General features: G+C 64.7%; 17 protein-coding genes. 2 read left to right on the top strand and 15 right to left on the bottom strand.

What is annotated here, in order from left to right; genetic code table 11:
- Nucleotides 1-153 precede the first annotated feature (153 nt).
- The 8 genes from ACIQC0_RS02015 to ACIQC0_RS02050 form a co-directional block, all read right to left on the bottom strand.
- On the bottom strand, nt 154-471 hold the full coding sequence (locus ACIQC0_RS02015) for a putative quinol monooxygenase (RefSeq protein WP_400532339.1): 318 nt from the start codon (nt 469-471) through the stop codon (nt 154-156).
- 66 nt (nt 472-537) lie between these two features.
- Nucleotides 538-1,710 (bottom strand): Gfo/Idh/MocA family protein, encoded by a 1,173-nt coding sequence (locus tag ACIQC0_RS02020; protein WP_400532340.1) that lies wholly within the window; start codon nt 1,708-1,710, stop codon nt 538-540.
- A 64-nt stretch (nt 1,711-1,774) separates the two neighbouring features.
- Complete coding sequence (locus ACIQC0_RS02025; RefSeq protein WP_400532341.1) at nt 1,775-2,596, bottom strand: sugar phosphate isomerase/epimerase family protein; 822 nt, start codon at nt 2,594-2,596, stop codon at nt 1,775-1,777.
- Nucleotides 2,593-3,747 carry a Gfo/Idh/MocA family protein gene (locus ACIQC0_RS02030; protein ID WP_377215185.1) on the bottom strand — a complete coding sequence of 385 codons (1,155 nt, stop codon included), beginning with the start codon at nt 3,745-3,747 and terminating at the stop codon, nt 2,593-2,595. The genes ACIQC0_RS02025 and ACIQC0_RS02030 overlap by 4 nt, the downstream gene beginning before the upstream one ends.
- A 5-nt stretch (nt 3,748-3,752) precedes the next feature.
- Nucleotides 3,753-4,736, bottom strand: coding sequence for an ABC transporter permease (locus ACIQC0_RS02035; protein WP_377215184.1), 984 nt, complete (start codon nt 4,734-4,736; stop codon nt 3,753-3,755).
- Nucleotides 4,737-4,739: 3 nt separating this feature from the next.
- Nucleotides 4,740-6,248: a sugar ABC transporter ATP-binding protein gene (locus ACIQC0_RS02040; RefSeq protein ID WP_377215183.1), complete on the bottom strand. Its 1,509-nt coding sequence runs from the start codon at nt 6,246-6,248 to the stop codon at nt 4,740-4,742.
- Nucleotides 6,249-6,303: 55 nt separating this feature from the next.
- Nucleotides 6,304-7,464, bottom strand: a complete 1,161-nt coding sequence (locus ACIQC0_RS02045) for a substrate-binding domain-containing protein (RefSeq protein ID WP_377215182.1) — start codon at nt 7,462-7,464, stop codon at nt 6,304-6,306.
- 52 nt (nt 7,465-7,516) lie between these two features.
- Nucleotides 7,517-7,999 (bottom strand): hypothetical protein, encoded by a 483-nt coding sequence (locus ACIQC0_RS02050; RefSeq protein WP_377215181.1) that lies wholly within the window; start codon nt 7,997-7,999, stop codon nt 7,517-7,519.
- 215 nt (nt 8,000-8,214) lie between these two features.
- Between ACIQC0_RS02050 and ACIQC0_RS02055 the strand changes: the two genes are divergently transcribed.
- Nucleotides 8,215-9,285: a LacI family DNA-binding transcriptional regulator gene (locus tag ACIQC0_RS02055; protein ID WP_377215180.1), complete on the top strand. Its 1,071-nt coding sequence runs from the start codon at nt 8,215-8,217 to the stop codon at nt 9,283-9,285.
- An 80-nt stretch (nt 9,286-9,365) separates the two neighbouring features.
- Here ACIQC0_RS02055 and ACIQC0_RS02060 read toward each other — a convergent pair whose 3' ends face one another.
- Together ACIQC0_RS02060 and ACIQC0_RS02065 are read right to left on the bottom strand one after the other, a co-directional pair.
- Nucleotides 9,366-10,229 carry a class I SAM-dependent methyltransferase gene (locus tag ACIQC0_RS02060; RefSeq protein WP_400532342.1) on the bottom strand — a complete coding sequence of 288 codons (864 nt, stop codon included), beginning with the start codon at nt 10,227-10,229 and terminating at the stop codon, nt 9,366-9,368.
- A 1-nt stretch (nt 10,230) separates the two neighbouring features.
- Nucleotides 10,231-11,265: an AAA family ATPase gene (locus ACIQC0_RS02065; protein ID WP_400532344.1), complete on the bottom strand. Its 1,035-nt coding sequence runs from the start codon at nt 11,263-11,265 to the stop codon at nt 10,231-10,233.
- A 155-nt stretch (nt 11,266-11,420) separates the two neighbouring features.
- On the opposite strand from ACIQC0_RS02065, the gene ACIQC0_RS02070 reads away from it, so the two are divergent.
- Nucleotides 11,421-12,233, top strand: coding sequence for a haloacid dehalogenase type II (locus tag ACIQC0_RS02070; protein ID WP_400532346.1), 813 nt, complete (start codon nt 11,421-11,423; stop codon nt 12,231-12,233).
- On the opposite strand, the gene ACIQC0_RS02075 is transcribed toward ACIQC0_RS02070, so the two are convergent.
- The 5 genes from ACIQC0_RS02075 to ACIQC0_RS02095 all read right to left on the bottom strand — a co-directional run bounded on the left by ACIQC0_RS02075 (nt 12,176) and on the right by ACIQC0_RS02095 (nt 16,198).
- The gene (locus ACIQC0_RS02075; protein WP_400532348.1) at nt 12,176-12,505 is read right to left on the bottom strand and encodes a hypothetical protein; all 330 of its coding nucleotides are present in this window, start codon (nt 12,503-12,505) and stop codon (nt 12,176-12,178) included. The two genes, ACIQC0_RS02070 and ACIQC0_RS02075, sit on opposite strands and share 58 nt — an antisense overlap.
- Before the next feature lie 33 nt (nt 12,506-12,538).
- Nucleotides 12,539-13,222 carry a hypothetical protein gene (locus tag ACIQC0_RS02080; protein ID WP_400532350.1) on the bottom strand — a complete coding sequence of 228 codons (684 nt, stop codon included), beginning with the start codon at nt 13,220-13,222 and terminating at the stop codon, nt 12,539-12,541.
- Between the two features lie 178 nt (nt 13,223-13,400).
- The gene (locus ACIQC0_RS02085; RefSeq protein ID WP_400532351.1) at nt 13,401-14,021 is read right to left on the bottom strand and encodes a flavin reductase family protein; all 621 of its coding nucleotides are present in this window, start codon (nt 14,019-14,021) and stop codon (nt 13,401-13,403) included.
- Nucleotides 14,022-14,027: 6 nt separating this feature from the next.
- Nucleotides 14,028-14,945, bottom strand: a complete 918-nt coding sequence (locus ACIQC0_RS02090) for a hydroxymethylglutaryl-CoA lyase (RefSeq protein WP_400532352.1) — start codon at nt 14,943-14,945, stop codon at nt 14,028-14,030.
- Nucleotides 14,945-16,198, bottom strand: coding sequence for a CaiB/BaiF CoA transferase family protein (locus ACIQC0_RS02095; RefSeq protein ID WP_400532353.1), 1,254 nt, complete (start codon nt 16,196-16,198; stop codon nt 14,945-14,947). Before ACIQC0_RS02095 ends, ACIQC0_RS02090 begins: the two co-directional genes overlap by 1 nt.
- Between the last annotated feature and the right edge of the window lie 16 nt (nt 16,199-16,214).

The raw sequence follows: 16,214 nt of genomic DNA on the forward strand, positions 1-16,214 counted from the left end.
TGTCACTCAAGCGGAGGTTCTGCGCCCGATGCGACCGCGTCAAACATGCCAACCCCCGGCCAGCAACAGCGGATGGAACGTCGACGGCAGGACTACCTGCCGTCGTCGTCCTCCGTCAGCGCGGGCGAACGCCAACTGCTGCCCCAGGCCCTGTCAGCGCCTTCCGGTAAGAGGAGTGATGGGAGTTACGGAGAACGGTACGGCCAGCAGGGAATGCACCTCTTTCACGAATTCCTTGACATGGTTTTCTTCGTTGTGGGCCTCGAGGTCCCCGCGGCTGGCCCACCCCTCAAAGAGGACGAAGGTACCGGGCCTCTGATCGTCAGAGAAGACGGTGTATTCCAGGCAGCCTGGGTCTTCCCGGCTCGCGGACTGCAGCCGAACGAGTGCCTCATGAAGCGTTGCTTCCTGCCCTGCTTCGGCGATGAACACTGGCGTGAGCCAGACTTGCTCTTCTCTTGTTTGTGGCAATTTCACGTCCTCGGGTGCTCCTGTGCCCGCGGGAGGGACGGCTGGTGGGCCGCCCCTCCCTTCGGGTCATGCGTTGATCTGTGGAACGTCGACCCACGATTCTTTTGCAGCTGACTCGACGATTGCGTCGTCGATGAGGGCTACCTGATAGCCGTCGGCAAAGCTCGGGCTTACGCTGCCGCCTTCTGCGATCGCTTTGAAGAAATCGTAGGCCTCGATGATCTTCGTTTCGCCGTATCCGATGCCGAGAGCAGGGATGGGCCACAGTCCTTCGCCATAGGGGTGCGCGGGCCCGGTGTAAACGGTACGGAATCCACGGCGGTCGCCCGGGTCGGACGCGAAGCAGACCTGCAGCTCGTCGCGCCGCTCGTAGTTGAACACGATGCTTCCTTCGGTTCCGTGGATTTCGAAGGTGATGTAGTTGTTTCTGCCGTACGCGTTGCGTGTTGCTTCAACGGATCCCACGGCTCCGTTGGCGAAGCGGATCATCGTCATCACTTCATCGTCAACATCAACCTGGCCCCTTGGGCCTTCTCCGCCACGAACGGTGCCGAGCGCGTCAGCGCCGCCCGCCTGCAGCGGCCGCTCGGGGATCCAGGTGGACATCATGGCGTTGACGGCGCTGAACTCGCCCACGAGGTACCGGGCCATGTCAATGACGTGTGTTGCAATGTCTCCGAGGGCACCGGAACCTGCGATGGATTTCTGGAAGCGCCAGGAAAGCGGTGAATTGGGGTCGGCGCTCCAGTCCTGCAGGTAGGTCCCACGGAAGCTGAGCACGCGGCCAATGGCGCCTTCCTCGATGTATTTCTTTGCCAGCGCAACGGCAGGGGTGCGCCGGTAGTTGAAGGCAACCATGTGGACGATGTTCTTGTCCTTGACCGCGTCATACATGGCCCTGGACTCTTCGCCGGTACGCGCCAGGGGCTTTTCGCAGATAATGTGTTTTCCCGCCTCAGCCGCGGCAATGGCAATCTCGGCGTGGAGGTGATTGGGCGTAGCAATATCGACGACGTGAATGTCGGGGTCCTCGATGATGCTGCGCCAATCCGACGTGGACTTTTCGAAGCCGAAGCGGCGGGCCGCTTCCGAAGCGAGGTCTTCGCTGGCTTCTGCAATCACTTTGCGGACCGGCATAGCCGGTGCAGGCCAGAAGAACATAGGCATGGCGGCGTAAGCCAACGAGTGGGCCTTGCCCATGAAGCCGCCTCCGATGAGGCCGACGTTGAGGTTCTGCATGTGAGTCTTTTCCTTCCGGAAGGCAGGGCTGATGCCGGCTTTGGCGATGCCCTGCGGTTGAAAATTAGTTGGAGAGGAGCTTTTCCAGGTATTTCTTGCTGATGGCGGCCGCTTCCCGGGGGTCGCCGTCGTAGTTGTCGAGTTCGACCATGAGCCAGCTGTCATACCCGCTTTCCCGGATTGCGGCGATGATGTCCGGGAAGTCCAGCTCGCCCTGTCCCAGGGGCAGGAAATTGAAGGGGTCCCGCTGGAAGTCTTTAAGGTGCACGTGCCGGATACGGTCTGGGTATTTCCGGATAATCGCGGCCGGGTCGGCCCCACCGGCAGCAAGGTGGGCGGTGTCGGGGCAGAAGCCGATCCGGGTGAGCGGCATCAGCTTGTCCAGTTCGTCCGGGCTCTCCACGATGGTGCTCAAGTGCGGGTGGTAGCTGGCTGACAGCCCGAAGCTTTCTGCGATGTCCGTGACTTTGTCCAGCGCCTGGCCGAGCCGGCGGTAGTCTTCCTCGGTGGTGCCGGCCGCGCGGCGTGCTCCGCCTCCTACTACTAGCCGTTCGGCTCCGAAGCCGGCAGCCAACTCGGCGGCGCGGTGGATCCGGTGGAGCTCGTCGGGAAGTATGTCGGAATAGATGAAGTTCGCCCCGGTATAGACGCTGGTTAGTTCCATTCCGGCAGTAGCCAGGATCTCCTTGAGTTCTTCGGGCTTCTCTGCGTACTCCGCGAGGTTGCCGTCGAACATTTCAACACCCTGGTAGCCGACTGAGGCGATGTCCTGGACGGCGTCCCGCATCGACCCGTGGGTCAGGTAGAAAAGGTCCTTCACGCTGGTCACGCCTTGCGGGTGGCCGACGACGCCGCCCCAGGTGATGGAACAGTAACCGAGTTTCATTGCTTCTGCCTTTCAGCTGCTGAGGAAGACTTGAGTGATCCGATGAGGTTGTCTGTCTGGGGAACGTCGACCCACGTCTGCTGCGCGGCTGAGCGTACGACTGCATCGGTGAGGAGTGCTGCCCGCAGTCCATCCCGGAAGGTGGGCAGACCGTCGGGTTCTTGACCCTGGACAGCCGCATATACGTCTGCGACGAAGGCATTGAAGCTGTCCTGGTAGCCCTGCGGGTGACCCGGAGGAAGCGTGGCGTACCGTCTCCCGCCGGGGGTCGTGAGGGTTTGAGGGCCTACCGGGATGTGGGCGGTTGAGTCGGTGCGGCCCATGTGCAGGGTGTCCGGCCGTTCCTGGTTGAAACTGAAGGACGCTTCGGTTCCGTCAAAAGAGAACCAGAGGCGGTTCTTCCTTCCGGGACTGACCTGGCTGACTACCAGGGATCCTGTGGCGCCCTGGTCCGTCTCGAACAGGAGCGTCGCCCCGTCCTCGGTAGCCACAGAGGACATACTCCCTCCTGTTTCCCGCTGATCGTAGGCACGGCTGGTGCTCGCTACGAGCCGGATAATCTTGTGCCCGGTGGTGAATTCCATGAGGTCGCACCAGTGGACGCCGATGTCACCGAAAGCCCTGGACGCACCGCCGATCGATGAATCGACCCGCCAGTTGGTGGCTTCTGCGCCCACGAGCCAGTCCTGCAGGTACGAGCCGTGCAGGAGCCAAAGACTGCCCGCCTCGCCGCGGGCGATCCGGTCCCGCGCTTCGCGCACGGCCGGATAAAACCGGTACACGAACGGAACGCCAGTAACCACGCCGGCCTGGTCCGCGAGCTCTTTCAGCTCCCGGGCGTCATCAACGCTGGTGGCCAGTGGCTTTTCGCAGACGACTGCCTTTCCTGCAGCAATGGCCTTGCGGGCGAGGTCGGCGTGGGTCGCATTCGGTGTGCAAATGTGGACCACGTCCACGTCGTCCCGGGCTATCAATGCCTCGGGCGTAGCGGCCGCGAAACGGGCGCCGAGTCCGGCTACGGCGGACTCGGCTGCTGCCAAGGTCCGGCCGGCGACTGCGGTGACTTCACCGCCTGTTGCGCGAACTGCATGGGCGTGGACAGAGCCCATGAATCCTGTTCCGATGATTCCGGCCCGTAGTTGGAAAGTCACGGGTGCTACTTCTTCCTGGCCAGCGCGACAGCCAGGATGATGATGGCACCGCGCACCACCTGCTGCTGGCTGCTGTCGAGCCCTGCGAGGATCAGTCCGTTGTTGATCAGTCCAATCAGCAGCGCCCCGAAGAGAGTGCCGATGATGGACCCGAACCCGCCAAAGAGGCTGGTTCCACCCAGGATGACGGCAGCGATGGCGGAGAGTTCGTCTCCGGATCCCCACTGAAACCGCCCCGACTGGAGACGTCCGGCGTAGAGCATGCCGGCGACGCTTGCCGCCACGGCCGAGATAAGGAGCACCTGGAATTTGATGCGCTTGGTGTTGATGCCGGTAAACTCTGCGGCGTTGCGGTTGCCTCCAGTAGCCAGGACCTGACGGCCGAACTTGGTGCGGTTCAGCACGACGGCGCCAATGGCGACGAAGATGGCGCTCCACACCACCAGACCCGGAATCGGACCGAAATTGCCGGATCCAAACAGCATGTTGAACGTGTCGTTAAGGATGGGCTGAGGCGCCGAGGCCGTGATCCACTGGGCCACGCCGACGGCGATGCCCAGCATGCCGAGCGTCACCAGGAAGGAAGGGATGCCAAGGAGGCTGACCAGGGCACCGTTGACCGACCCGACGACGAGCCCGACAGCGAGGCCGGCCAGGATGCCGGGGATCAGGCCCCACTGGGAGAGTGCCATCGCGGTGCAGACACTGGAGAGACCGGCCACGGATCCGACGCTCAAGTCGATCTCTGCACACGCGATCACATAGGTCATGCCGACGGCGATGACGGTGATCGTGGCGGTCTGCCGGAAGATGTTCAGCAGATTGTTTGGCGACATGAAGCCCTGGTCGCGCAGCAAAACTGCGAAGAAAAGGAAGACCACGACGAAGCCGATGTAGATGACATAGCGACGCCAGTCGAGTTCTTTCAGGACGGTACCGAAATTGCGGGCCGCGTTGTCCCGCGGCGCTACGGAGTTTGCCTTGCTCACTGTTCAGACTCCTTGGACTGCGAGTTGGAGATATTCCTCGTCAGCGATTTCGCTGCGGGGAATGTCACGGATGATGGAACCGTCCTTGAGGACGAGGACGCGGTCGCTGACCGCAAGTAGTTCTGGATACTCGGAGGAGATGACGATGACGGCTTTTCCGGTACTGGCCAGTTCACGGATCATGTCCAGGATTTCGCTTTTGGTGCCGATGTCGACGCCGGCCGTGGGCTCGTCCAGGATCAGAATGTCCGGGTCGGTACCCAGCCACTTGGCGATGACCACCTTCTGCTGGTTTCCGCCCGAAAGGAGCCGCACCGGACGGTGGGGATGGGCGACTTTCACTGCGAACCTCTTAATCAAGGACGAAGACAGCTCCTTGGCCTTGGCCCCGTCCAGGAAGGGTCCCCGCTGGATCTGGCTGAGGAGGGGAAGCAGCAGGTTGTCCTGGACGGAGTGCTCCAGGACAAGCCCTTGGGCCCTGCGGTCCTCCGGGATGAGGGCGAGGCCGGCATTGATGGCCTGCTGCGGTGAGGTCAGGGTTACCTTCTTTCCCCGCAGGAGGACTTCGCCGCTTTCCGCCTTGTCAATTCCGAAGAGTGCACGCGCGAGTTCGGTTCGTCCGCTTCCCATCAGCCCTGCCAGGCCAAGGATTTCGCCGGGCCGGAGTGTAAAGGAAACGTCCCGGACGCGCGGCCCCGCATTGAGTCCGCGGACTTCCAGCAGCGGCGCCCCTTCGTGTGCCACGTGGTCCCGGGCACGATAGGAGAGCTGGCCCTCGATCTTCTTGCCCACGATGCCTTCCACGATCTGTTCGGGAGTGACGTCCGTCAGTGGCGCGGTGAGGAGGTGGCGGCCGTCGCGGAGGATAGTGATCCGGTCCGCAAGCCTGTACACCTCATCCATGCGGTGGGAGATATAGATGATTGAAATGCCGCGCTGCTTGAGCCGGTCAATCAGTTCGAAGAGGGCTTCGGATTCATGCCGGGCAAGGCTGGCTGTGGGTTCGTCCATGATCAGCACCTGGGCGTTCTGTGCGAGCGCCTTGGCGATCTCGGTCAGCTGCCAGTAGGCAGTGCCGAGCCGCGAGACCTCGGCGCGCGGGTCGACGTCGACCTCCATCTCAGTGAAGACTTCCCTGGCCCGGCGCACCGCGGCACGGTCGTCGATCATTCCCCCCACGCCGAGCGGTTCGGCGGCAAGGAAGATGTTTTTGGCTACGGTCAGGCTCGGTACCAGGCTGAATTCCTGGAAGACCATTCCGATTCCGGCGGCCTTCGCGTCCTGGATGGAGTTGATGGCTGTCGGTTTGCCTCCAACAAGGATCTCCCCGGCATCTGCCTGGTAAACGCCCTGGAGGATTTTCATCAGCGTGGACTTCCCTGCGCCGTTGCCGCCTGCGAGCGCGTGGACTTCGCCCTTGCGGACGTCGAAGCTCACGTCCTTCAGTACGGTAACGCCGTTGAAGCCCTTGGAGATCGATCGCATTTCGACGACATTGTCTGCGGTGTTCATCGTTGCCCTTTCGGCGCGGTGCGGAGGAAGGAACCCCCGCACCGCCGGTTCTTGGCTACTGCTTGTAGGAGTCCCGGATGTCCTTCGGAGCATCCTCGTGGTAGACCTGCTTCCAGGCTTCCAGAACGTTGGAGTGGTCAACCGGGAGGGCGCTCAGTGCCACGTAGGCCGGAGCTTCCTTGCCGATGAGCGCCCCTGCGGCCAGCCGCGCTTCCGTGACACCCTGGTCGAACGGAACCTGCGCTCCAAGGCCAACAATGAGTTCGTCTTTGGCCAGGGCAATCGCGACGTTCTTGCCCAGGTCCTCGGTGGCGATTTTCAGGTCCTGCCGGCCCGCGGCCCTCGCGGCTGCCATGACCCCTTCTGCGGGGACATCCCAGACAGCCCAGATGCCGGACAGGTCGGGGTACTTGCTCAACATGGCGTTGGCAGCAGCCTGTGCGTCTCCAGCGAAGTCGGGACCGGCGATCCCCTTTTCTTCGACGATCTGGATCTCCGGATATTCCTTCGTAATCGTTTCCTTGAACCCGTCGTAACGCTGCTTGGTTACGAAGAAGTCGGCCTGGTGGAAGACCACCCCGATCTTCCCCTTGCCACCGAGTGCTTTAGCCATCTGGTGGGCAGAGACGACGCCGTTGCCGTAGTTGTCGGCGGAAACAACAGAAACGTAGTCCTTACCGGCGGTCAGTCCCTGGGGGATGTTGTCCATGAAGACGAGCTTTGTCCCGGCAGCTGCAGCCTTCTTATAGGCCGATGCCGTGGCGACGGGATCGGTGGGGATGGAGACGATGATGTCAGGGTCCTGGGTCATGACCGTCTCGATGTCCGAGACCTGCTTGTCCGGCTTGAAGTTCGCATCCGTTGTGGCGATGACCTTGATGCCGAGTTTTTCGAATTCACTCTTGAGCCCGTTGACCTGGGCCGTGGCCCAGTCGTTGCCGCCGTAGTGCATCACGATGGCGGCTTTGGCGTTGAGTCCCTTGACTTTCTCGATCTCTTCGGGCGTCAAATCTGCGACGGAGGCGGGCGAGGGGGTCTCGCCGTTGGGGCCCTTGCTCAGGACCTGTCCCTTGATCTTATCGAGGGCCTGCTGGGCCTTCTCTGACACGCCGGCGTCGGGAGCATTCGAGGTGTCTGCTGCCGGGCTGCTGCAGGAAGCGATGGATAGGGACAAGGCTGCGGCGAGGGCCACAATGGGAAGCCTGCGGATCATCATTGTTCTCCAGTGCTTTGAGTGGTGGATGGATGGGGTGGATGTTGAATGTGGGTCAGGCGAGGGCAATAGCCAGGGCTGGAGGAACCGGCGACAGGACAAGCCCGCCGGAGGCCGACGCTGCGCGGATGGCAGCGGCCTTGTCTGAAGCTCTCAGGAGCGCCTCTGCGTGCACTCTGTCGACGAACAAACCGAGGGAACATGGCCCGTGGTGGGCTTGAACCCACTTCACCGCCTCGTTAGCCGCCTTCCCCATATCAGCGCCCGGTTCCGCGGCGGGGCCGGAGATGGTGGACACCGAGGCGGGTTTACCCGAGTTGTCGACGAAGAGGACCAGGCTTGCCCAAAGCAGGTTTTCATCGAAGATTCCGATGACCGCCGAGGAACCGGCAGGGACAAAGGTGCGGACAGCGGCTGCGAGATCGTTCGGCGGCGCGTCTTCCAGGATCAGTTCCAAATTTGCCCACTGGGACTCATCGACGTTTCGAAGCCCAGTGTTGGGATCGAGCGCGAGGGCGTCGGCGATCGTGTCAGCCATCCCGCTCCTTTCCTCCGTTGGTGGTTGGGGTCACTTCCGTAAGCGTTTATGGAATACCGTGAACGTTTACGGACACCATCGTAAACGTTTACGGAGAGAGGTGTCAACCATCACATTGCAATTCCTTTCCGGCGCGCGGGCCGGTGGCCCGGCGTAAGATCGAAAGGCATGGAACCCGAGGGTTTGTGCCATTGAGGTGCTAGACAGGAGAGAGTGTGGCAGGCACGACTGTTCCCCGCGAGGCGAACGAGAGGTTACCGGACGCCCCGTTGCGGCGGCGCAAGCCTACTATCAACGATGTCGCGAGCGCGGCCGGCGTGTCGTTCGGCACGGTTTCGCGGGTGCTCAATGACGCGCCGGATGTGAGCGCCGCGACACGGGAACGTGTCTTGCAGGTCATCAAAGACATCGGCTACCGGCGCAACCGGGCGGCCACTGCATTGGTTACCAGCCGATCGACGTCCATCGGCATACTTTCCGACGGTTCGCCGCGGTTTGGTCCTGTGGGTACGCTGATGGCTCTCGAAAACGTTGCCCGGAAGAAGGGCTATGCCACAACCGTCATCAGTGTCGAGAAGCCCTATGATGCGTCCGTCCAGGACGCCCTCGACACCCTGGACGATACCGGAGTGGGGGGAATCATCGTCATTGCCCCGGTGGTGGACATGGCAGCCGCCGTATGGAACGCCACGTGCCGCGTCCCTGTGGAGATGATTGCCGCCGGGGCATCCTCAACCCCCAACGTCTTCACGTACTCGGAAAACCAGGAACTGGGAGCGAGGCTGGCCACCCAGCACCTCATAGATCTGGGCCATAGGGACATCGCCCATATTGCAGGATCCATGGAATGGTTCGATGGCCGGGTGCGCAAACGCGGCTGGGAAGCGGCGCTGAGGGAGGCCGGACTCACGCCGGGGCTTTGCCTCGAGGGCGACTGGAGCCCCAGGTGGGCCTATGAGACGGGTCTCCGGCTGGTGCGCGAGGGAAGAGTTCCCCAGGCCATCTTCGCAGCCAGTGACCACACTGCCCTCGGACTGATCCGGGCTTTCACCGAAAACGGCATCCGCGTTCCGGAGGACGTCAGCATCGTGGGATTCGACGACGTTGAAGGATCTGATTATTTCCTTCCTCCCCTGACCACCGTGCGCCAGGACTTCACCGCGCTGGCGCTGATGAGCACCGAGGTGCTTCTGGGTGCCATGGAGGGGCGGGACGTTGACCGCACGCCGATCCCGCCCACCCTTGTGGTGCGCGACAGTGCCCGCCAAGCCACCTCCCAAACGTAGAAACGGCAGGGAAGTGAGCGAGCGTTCGCGGAAAACCTGCATTAAGTGAGAGAGCGTCGGAGGGGACGACGGCGGGACTACTAGCCGGGATCGCCTGCCGTGCCGTTCTCCCCGGCCTTCGTCAGCGTGAAGATTCCGTAGCGCATTGCGCCGGTGCGGTAGGCAAGGATCATGCGGGGAATGCTCAGGACAGCACCGCGGTTGCGTGCGCCCAGGGCGACGCCGCGCATTTCGCGATCGACGAGCAGGACCTTCGGGAGCCTGCCGGCGCAGATCCACCAGGTGCGGGCCACGCGGCGGCTGACGTCCTCATAGCCGGCGACCGTAAAGCCCGCCGCCGTTGCCATCGCCTCATACTCCTCGCGCGTGCCCATCGACGGCAGGCGCCCTTCGCGGCAGATCGGCTCCAGCAGGTGGCGGACCTTCCAGCCCCTGGCATCGGTCCCGACGAGCCACGCGCAGACGACCAGGCGGCCGCCCGGGGCCAGCACGCGGTGCGCTTCGGCGAAGAACCTGGGCTTATCCACCATGTGCTCGCTCGACTCGATCGCCCATGCGGCGTCAACCGCGGCATCAGCCAAGCCGTTGGTAAGCCAGTCGCGGACCTGGATGTCCACGCCCGGTACCGGATGCGCAGCGGCGTACTGGGCCTGCTCGGCGGACAGCGTGAACCCGGTGACGCGGACCCCGCGCGTCACCGCGACCTGCCTGGCGGTGGCGCCGTAGCCACAGCCAATGTCCACGCACGTCTGGCCGGGCATGAGGCCCAGCCGGTCGCCAACCGCGTCCACCAGCGCCTCGACCGCTTCACGAGGTGTCTCCCGGCCCGTAACCCAGAGCCCGTGATGGACATGGTCACCCCACACCCGGCGGTACACGGGATCGAGGTCGTCGTAGTGGTCCGCCACTGCCACGGCGTCCTGGGAGATGTCGGGCACGATCATGTCACACCAGCCAGCGCCACCAGCGTGGCTGCTCAGGTTCCGGCACCGGTTCGGGATCCGGCTCTTCTCCGAGGGCCAGCGCGGCCTGGATGATGTCGTCCGCCGTAAGCGTCATGACGGCGTCACGGTCCAGCGCGTCGAGGCTTTGTTCCTCGTCGAGCGACAGCCGCAGCGCCTGCCGGTTGAGGGCCTGTTCGAACAGCGTGCGGGCGAACCGTGCGTTGCCGGAATCCTCGCCCGCGTGGAGGCCAGTGAAGATCTGGCGCAGCACCTGGTCCGCCTCGGGCTCCAGCATGTACTCGTGCTGGGCCAGCATCCGGTGGAAGATCTCCTGGAGCGCGTCGACGGAGTAGTCCGGAAACGTAATCTCCCGGGCGAACCGCGAGCGCAATCCCGGGTTGGAGAGCAGGAAGGCCTCCATGAGCCGCGGGTACCCGGCCACGATCACCACCAGCCGGTGGCGGTGGTCCTCCATGCGTTTGAGCAGGACCTCGATCGCCTCGGGCCCGAAATCCATCCGGCCGTCCTCGGGGGCCAGCGCGTAGGCCTCGTCGATGAACAGGACGCCGTCCAGCGCGCGCCGGATCACCCGGTCGGTCTTGATGGCGGTCTGCCCGACGTACTGCCCCACCAGGCCCGAACGGTCCACCTCCACCAGGTGGCCCTTCTGCAGCAGGCCGACAGCGCGGTACATCTCGGCCAGAAGCCGAGCCACGGTCGTCTTGCCCGTGCCCGGGTTTCCGAGAAACACCAAATGTTGCGACGTGGCCACCTCCGGCAGGCCGTGCGCTTTCCGGCGGGCCTGGACCTGGAGCAGCGCCACGAGGGCGCGGACCTGTTCCTTTACGGTCTCCAGCCCGACCAGCGCGTCCAGCTCGGCCTGCACCTCAGCCAGCGGCCGTGCCGGCCCGGGCCTCGCACCCATGAGGTCACCGACCAGGTCATCGACGCGGTCCGAACCGGGCAGCTTGAGCTGATCGGCCAGGTGGCCGATGGTTTCGCGCAGGTCATCGAGCGGGTTGCGGCCGTGAGCCATGCCTCCACTGTAAACCTCTAAGCCCAGGTCCTGGATCCAAGGAGCTACACGGAAAGAAGCTGATAGAAATCGCGGCCGGGCGCAGCCGGGTGGCTGAAATCAGTGCCCATGCTGCCAGACTATCGGTCAGGGCAGTCCACAGAAGGAGACAGGACATGGGGTTCCGGCCGTACCGTTCGCCATCCACCGGGCGCGAGGTGCGCGCCATCCTTTTCGACACCTTCGGGACCGTGGTGGACTGGCGCTCCGGTGTCGCACGGGAAGCAGCGGCCTTTGCCGCGGAGCGGGGGCACCACCTCGACGCCGAGGCCTTTGCGGACGACTGGCGCGCCCTGTACCAGCCGGCCATGGACGCCATCCGCAGCGGCGCCCGTGAGTTTGCCACGTTGGATACCTTGCACCGGGAAAACCTGGACCAGGTGCTCCGCCAACACGGCTTCGCCCCGGAGCGGCTCGATGCGGAAAGCGTGGAGAAGCTCAACAGGTCCTGGCACCGGCTCCCGCCGTGGCCGGACAGCGTGGAAGGCCTGGCCGCCATCCGCCGCTGCTACATTGTGGGACCCCTGTCCAACGGCAACACCTCCCTGCTGCTGGACATGGCCCGGAACGCGGGCCTGCCGTGGGACGTGATCATCGGCTCGGACATGACCCGCACCTACAAGCCGCTGCCGCAGGCCTATCTTCGGACCGCGGAGTTCCTGGACCTAGACCCCGGCGAAGTGATGCTCGCGGCGGCCCACAACGACGACCTGCAGGCCGCCCGGGAAGCAGGATTGGCCACGGCCTTCATCGCCCGCCCCACCGAATACGGCCCGGCCCAGACGGCGGACCTTGCCCCGGAGGCTGACTGGGACCTCGCGGCCGCTAGCATTCCGGAACTGGCAGGCCTCCTCGGGACCCCGGCAGAGCTTCAGGCGGGGGTCCCATGGACCGGCTTCTCCGGTCGGCGCTTCCTGCGGATCAGGTAGCGCGCCACGAGTGCCACGATGAGGCCGGCGAGGGTCACCAGCTGCACCTCGTCGAAAGACAGGCCGTCGATGTTCGGCTGGAGCTCCTCCTCCGTTGCCCAGCCGAAAAACACCTCGCTGACCAGAATCGCGGCGCAGAAGTAGGCCACCGCCGAAAGCAGCCATACCCACTTGGGCAGGCCTTTGCCCACGATCAAACGGGCAATAAGGCCAAATGCCAGCGACATGGCCGCAAGCAGCGCCACCGCGCCGAATCCCAAGTCCCACTGCATGGACGTCTCCTTTCCCCGTGAACCAACCAGCCACTATTTGAGGCTGAGCACCTCGTCGATGGGCCGCCCATTGACGAACACCTGCGCGCTGGTGGCCCCCGACGCCGCCATGGCGGTGTACTCCAGCTGTGCCTTGGCACGCGGGACATCGCACACGCCGCCCGGCATGAACTGGCCGGTCAACCAGATGGTGATGGTGCTGCCGCTCAGCTCGCCGCCGACGTACGCGAGGTTCGACTGGTACAGGGCATTCACCAGCCCGGACAGGCCCACGTCACGGCTCTTGTTCGCCAGCAGTGTCCTGATGCTGGGGCCCACCTGGTCCGTGAAGCGGACCGGCGCCGTCGTGGTGGCCACCGCACTGTCGCCGCAGCCGATGGCAGGCCCGGCCACGCCGTTGTCCCCCACCGCGACGTAGTAGACCGTCAGCGGGGCCACCTGCTCCGGCAGGCCTGTTGGCGCGGGCCCGGCAGTGGGCGGCGGGCTTGCCGGGGCGGACGACGGCGGCAGGGACGTCGGGGCGACAGTCGCCGTCGGTTTGGCGGCAGGTGAGGTGGGGGACGCCGTCGTCGTTGATGTCGGGGAGGTGCTGGCCGTCGCCGTCGGAGCGGCGGAGGTGGCGGTCGGGGCAGGGGCCGGCGGCCCGAAGCATCCCGTGAGCACCATCAGGCCCGAGAGCCCCAGAACGCTGAATACCGGGATTTTGGGCCTGGCCATGATGCCCCCTTCGAGAGCGGGCCCGCGGGTGCCGGCCCTGTTCTCAAGCTACTCCCGGGGGTTTAGCCAGAACAGGGACCTAAGTCCGTGCGGAAGCGTTCTCGGAAATCCTGCACTAAGTGAGAGAGCGTCGGAAGAAAACCTGCATCAAGTGAGAGAGCGTCGGTGGTGGGCGGGCCTAGGGTGCCCGGCGGAAGTGGCCGGGCCAGTCCTTCAGCCTGATCCGGCTCAGGTCGCGGATGTCGCCCAGGATTCCCCACTCGTCCAGCCCCAGCCGGGCCAGCGGTTCCAGCAGGTCGATCCGCGGGTGGCTGCCGTCCAGCGCCGAATCACTCACGGCTGCGTGGGTCACTTCGCCGAACACCAGGGTGGAGTCCCCCATCGGCAGCACCGAGTGGAGCCGGCATTCGAGCACCGCGGGTGATTCCTTGACCCTCGGCGCGCGCACGGTGACGCTGGGCTCACGGGCCAGCCCGACGGCGTCGAACTCGCTGACCTCCGGCGGGAAATTGGTGCCGGTCGCGTTGATCTCCTCGAGGAGGCGAGCTGGCGCGAGGTTGACGACAAACTCACCGGACGCCGTGATGTTGCGGAGCGAATCCTTCTCCCCCACCGACGTGAACTGCACGATGGGCGGGTTTGTGGACGCGACGGTGAAGAATGAGTGCGGCGCAAGGTTGTCAACGCCGTCCGGCGAAATGCTCGACACCCAGGCAATCGGCCGCGGCACCACCACCGCGGTCAGCAGCCGGTAGAAATCACGGGCGGACGCAGCCGAGGGGCTGAAGTCGATGCGCATGCTGCCTTAAGCCGCCGCGGGAAACGCCCCGGCCCCTGACAGCCCGGAACGCGGAGCCGTGCCCACCTTGCCGCAGATCCAGCGGCCCAGTTCCGTCGCCTTCTGCAGGTCGATGCCGGTGTGGAATCCGGCCCGCCCCAGCATCCACGCGAGGTCCTCCGTGGAGCTGTTTCCGGCCGCGCCGGGAGCGAATGGGCATCCGCCGAGGCCACCGACGCTGCTGTCGAAGACATCGACGCCCGCCGCCATCGCCGCATAGGTGTTGGCCAGCGCGGTGTGGCGGGTCTCGTGAAGGTGCGCCCTCAGCTGCAGGTCGGTTTCCCCGCGCAGCCTGGCGAACGTCTCCCCTACCTGCCACGGCACCGCGCAGCCGATCGTGTCCGCCAGCGCCACCTCCGCGAGGTCCGCGCGCGCCATGGCATTGCGTACGACGTCGAGGGTCTGCTCCGCGGGGACGTCACCTTGGTAGGGGCATCCGAAAGCGACGGCGGCCGTGACGCTGAGCGGTATGGAGGCCGACGCGGCAATCGCCGACACTTCTTCGAGGGCGGCGAGCGCGGCGGCAACGGTGGTGTTCTGGTTGGCGGCGGCGAAGGCGTCAGTCACCGGGAGCACATAGTTCATCTCGTCCACCCCGGCGTCGACGGCGCGGTGGGCGCCCCTGGTGTTCAGGACCAGGCCGATGTAGCTGGCGGCGCCGGTGCGCGGCACTGCTGCCATGACGGCGTCGGCGTCGGCCATCTGGGGAACTGCCTTGGGGTTTACAAAGCTGACGGCTTCGATGCGCCTGGCGCCCAGCCCGATCAGTTCTTCGATAAGCCGGACCTTGTCTTCGGTGCTGACGGGGGTCTTTTCGTTCTGCAGACCGTCACGCGGGCTGACGTCCACGATCGAGACGGGCCGGGTTTCGTGGGCAAACGCCATCAGATTGCTCCTTCGCTGCGCGCGTTCTGCAGGTCTTCTTCGGTGAGGTTCAGCAGGCCCTGATACACGTCCGCATTGTGGGAGCCGTGCACCAGCGGTCCGTTCCAGCCGATCCGGCCGGCGGAGCGGGTGAGCTTGGGGACGATTCCCGGCTGGACCACGGTGCCGAGTTCGTCGTCGGCCACTTCCACGAGCATGTCCCGGGCCTTGAGCTGCGGGTCCTCGAAGATGTCTTCCACGGTGCTCACCGTGCTGTTGGGAACACCGTGCTGATCGAGGAGACTGACCAGCTCGCCCGCGGTGTAGTTCACGGCCCAGTCGGCGATGACGCCTTCCAGCTCCTCCTGGTTGTGGCCCCGCTGCGCGTGGTCGCGGTATTTAGGGTCCTCCGCCAAGTCGGGCATGCCCATCGCCGCGGCCAGGCGTACGAAGACCGAGTCCTGGTTGGCTGCGATGACCACCCACTTGCCGTCGCTGGAGCGGAAGATGTTCGACGGCGCGATCCCCTTAAGTCCCGAACCGCTGGGTCCCGGGACAATACCGGTGGCGGCATAGTCCGGGACGGCGCTTTCCAGCAGCGAAAAGCACGCCTCGACGAGGGAGACATCGACCACCTGGCCGGTTCCGCCGCGCGCGTCCCGCCAGTACAGGGCCAGCAGGATCCCCTGCAGGGCGTACAGCGAGCCGAGGCTGTCCCCCAGGGAAATGCCGGTGCGGGGCGGCGGCTGGTCCGGGTAGCCATTCAGGTGCCGCAGTCCACTGCGCGCCTCGGCGACGGAGGCATACCCGGGCTTTGACGCTTCGGGGCCAGTCTGTCCGTAGCCGGAGACGCGGGCAATGATGAGGCCGGGGTTAATCTTCCACAGCTCTTCCGGACCGAGGCCAAGCTTTTCCATGGTGCCCGGGCGGAAGTTCTCCAGGATGACGTCGGTTTCCTTGCAAAGCTCCAGGAAGAGCTCCCGGCCGCGCGGGGCCTTCAGGTCCATGGTGACGCACTTCTTGCCGCGGGACTGGACAGACCACCACAGGGGATGGTCCTTTATCCGCGCCCGGCCCCATTCGCGCATGGGGTCAGGCCGGTTGGGGGATTCGACCTTGATGACTTCGGCGCCGAAGTCCGCCATCTGCCGTCCCGCGAACGGTCCGGCAATCAGTGATCCCAGTTCAAGGACCCGCACTCCGGACAGCGGACCGGCGCCATTGCCGGGAGCTTCAGCAGCAGCTGCCGCCGTGCCGGTTTCGAAAACCTTCATCAAATCTCAACTCCTG

The organism is Pseudarthrobacter sp. NPDC092419 (assembly GCF_044755045.1).
GTDB lineage: Bacteria > Actinomycetota > Actinomycetes > Actinomycetales > Micrococcaceae > Arthrobacter.

Bases quoted from the DNA above. Each gene is read 5' to 3' on its own strand.
- ACIQC0_RS02020 (WP_400532340.1), bottom strand. From the start codon at position 1,710: ATGCAGAACCTCAACGTCGGCCTCATCGGAGGCGGCTTCATGGGCAAG.
- ACIQC0_RS02025 (WP_400532341.1), bottom strand. From the start codon at position 2,596: ATGAAACTCGGTTACTGTTCCATCACCTGGGGCGGCGTCGTCGGCCAC.
- ACIQC0_RS02040 (WP_377215183.1), bottom strand. From the start codon at position 6,248: ATGAACACCGCAGACAATGTCGTCGAAATGCGATCGATCTCCAAGGGC.
- ACIQC0_RS02045 (WP_377215182.1), bottom strand. From the start codon at position 7,464: ATGATGATCCGCAGGCTTCCCATTGTGGCCCTCGCCGCAGCCTTGTCC.
- ACIQC0_RS02050 (WP_377215181.1), bottom strand. From the start codon at position 7,999: ATGGCTGACACGATCGCCGACGCCCTCGCGCTCGATCCCAACACTGGG.
- ACIQC0_RS02060 (WP_400532342.1), bottom strand. From the start codon at position 10,229: ATGATCGTGCCCGACATCTCCCAGGACGCCGTGGCAGTGGCGGACCAC.
- ACIQC0_RS02065 (WP_400532344.1), bottom strand. From the start codon at position 11,265: ATGGCTCACGGCCGCAACCCGCTCGATGACCTGCGCGAAACCATCGGC.
- ACIQC0_RS02070 (WP_400532346.1), top strand. From the start codon at position 11,421: ATGGGGTTCCGGCCGTACCGTTCGCCATCCACCGGGCGCGAGGTGCGC.
- ACIQC0_RS02075 (WP_400532348.1), bottom strand. From the start codon at position 12,505: ATGCAGTGGGACTTGGGATTCGGCGCGGTGGCGCTGCTTGCGGCCATG.
- ACIQC0_RS02080 (WP_400532350.1), bottom strand. From the start codon at position 13,222: ATGGCCAGGCCCAAAATCCCGGTATTCAGCGTTCTGGGGCTCTCGGGC.
- ACIQC0_RS02085 (WP_400532351.1), bottom strand. From the start codon at position 14,021: ATGCGCATCGACTTCAGCCCCTCGGCTGCGTCCGCCCGTGATTTCTAC.
- ACIQC0_RS02090 (WP_400532352.1), bottom strand. From the start codon at position 14,945: ATGGCGTTTGCCCACGAAACCCGGCCCGTCTCGATCGTGGACGTCAGC.
- ACIQC0_RS02095 (WP_400532353.1), bottom strand. From the start codon at position 16,198: ATGAAGGTTTTCGAAACCGGCACGGCGGCAGCTGCTGCTGAAGCTCCC.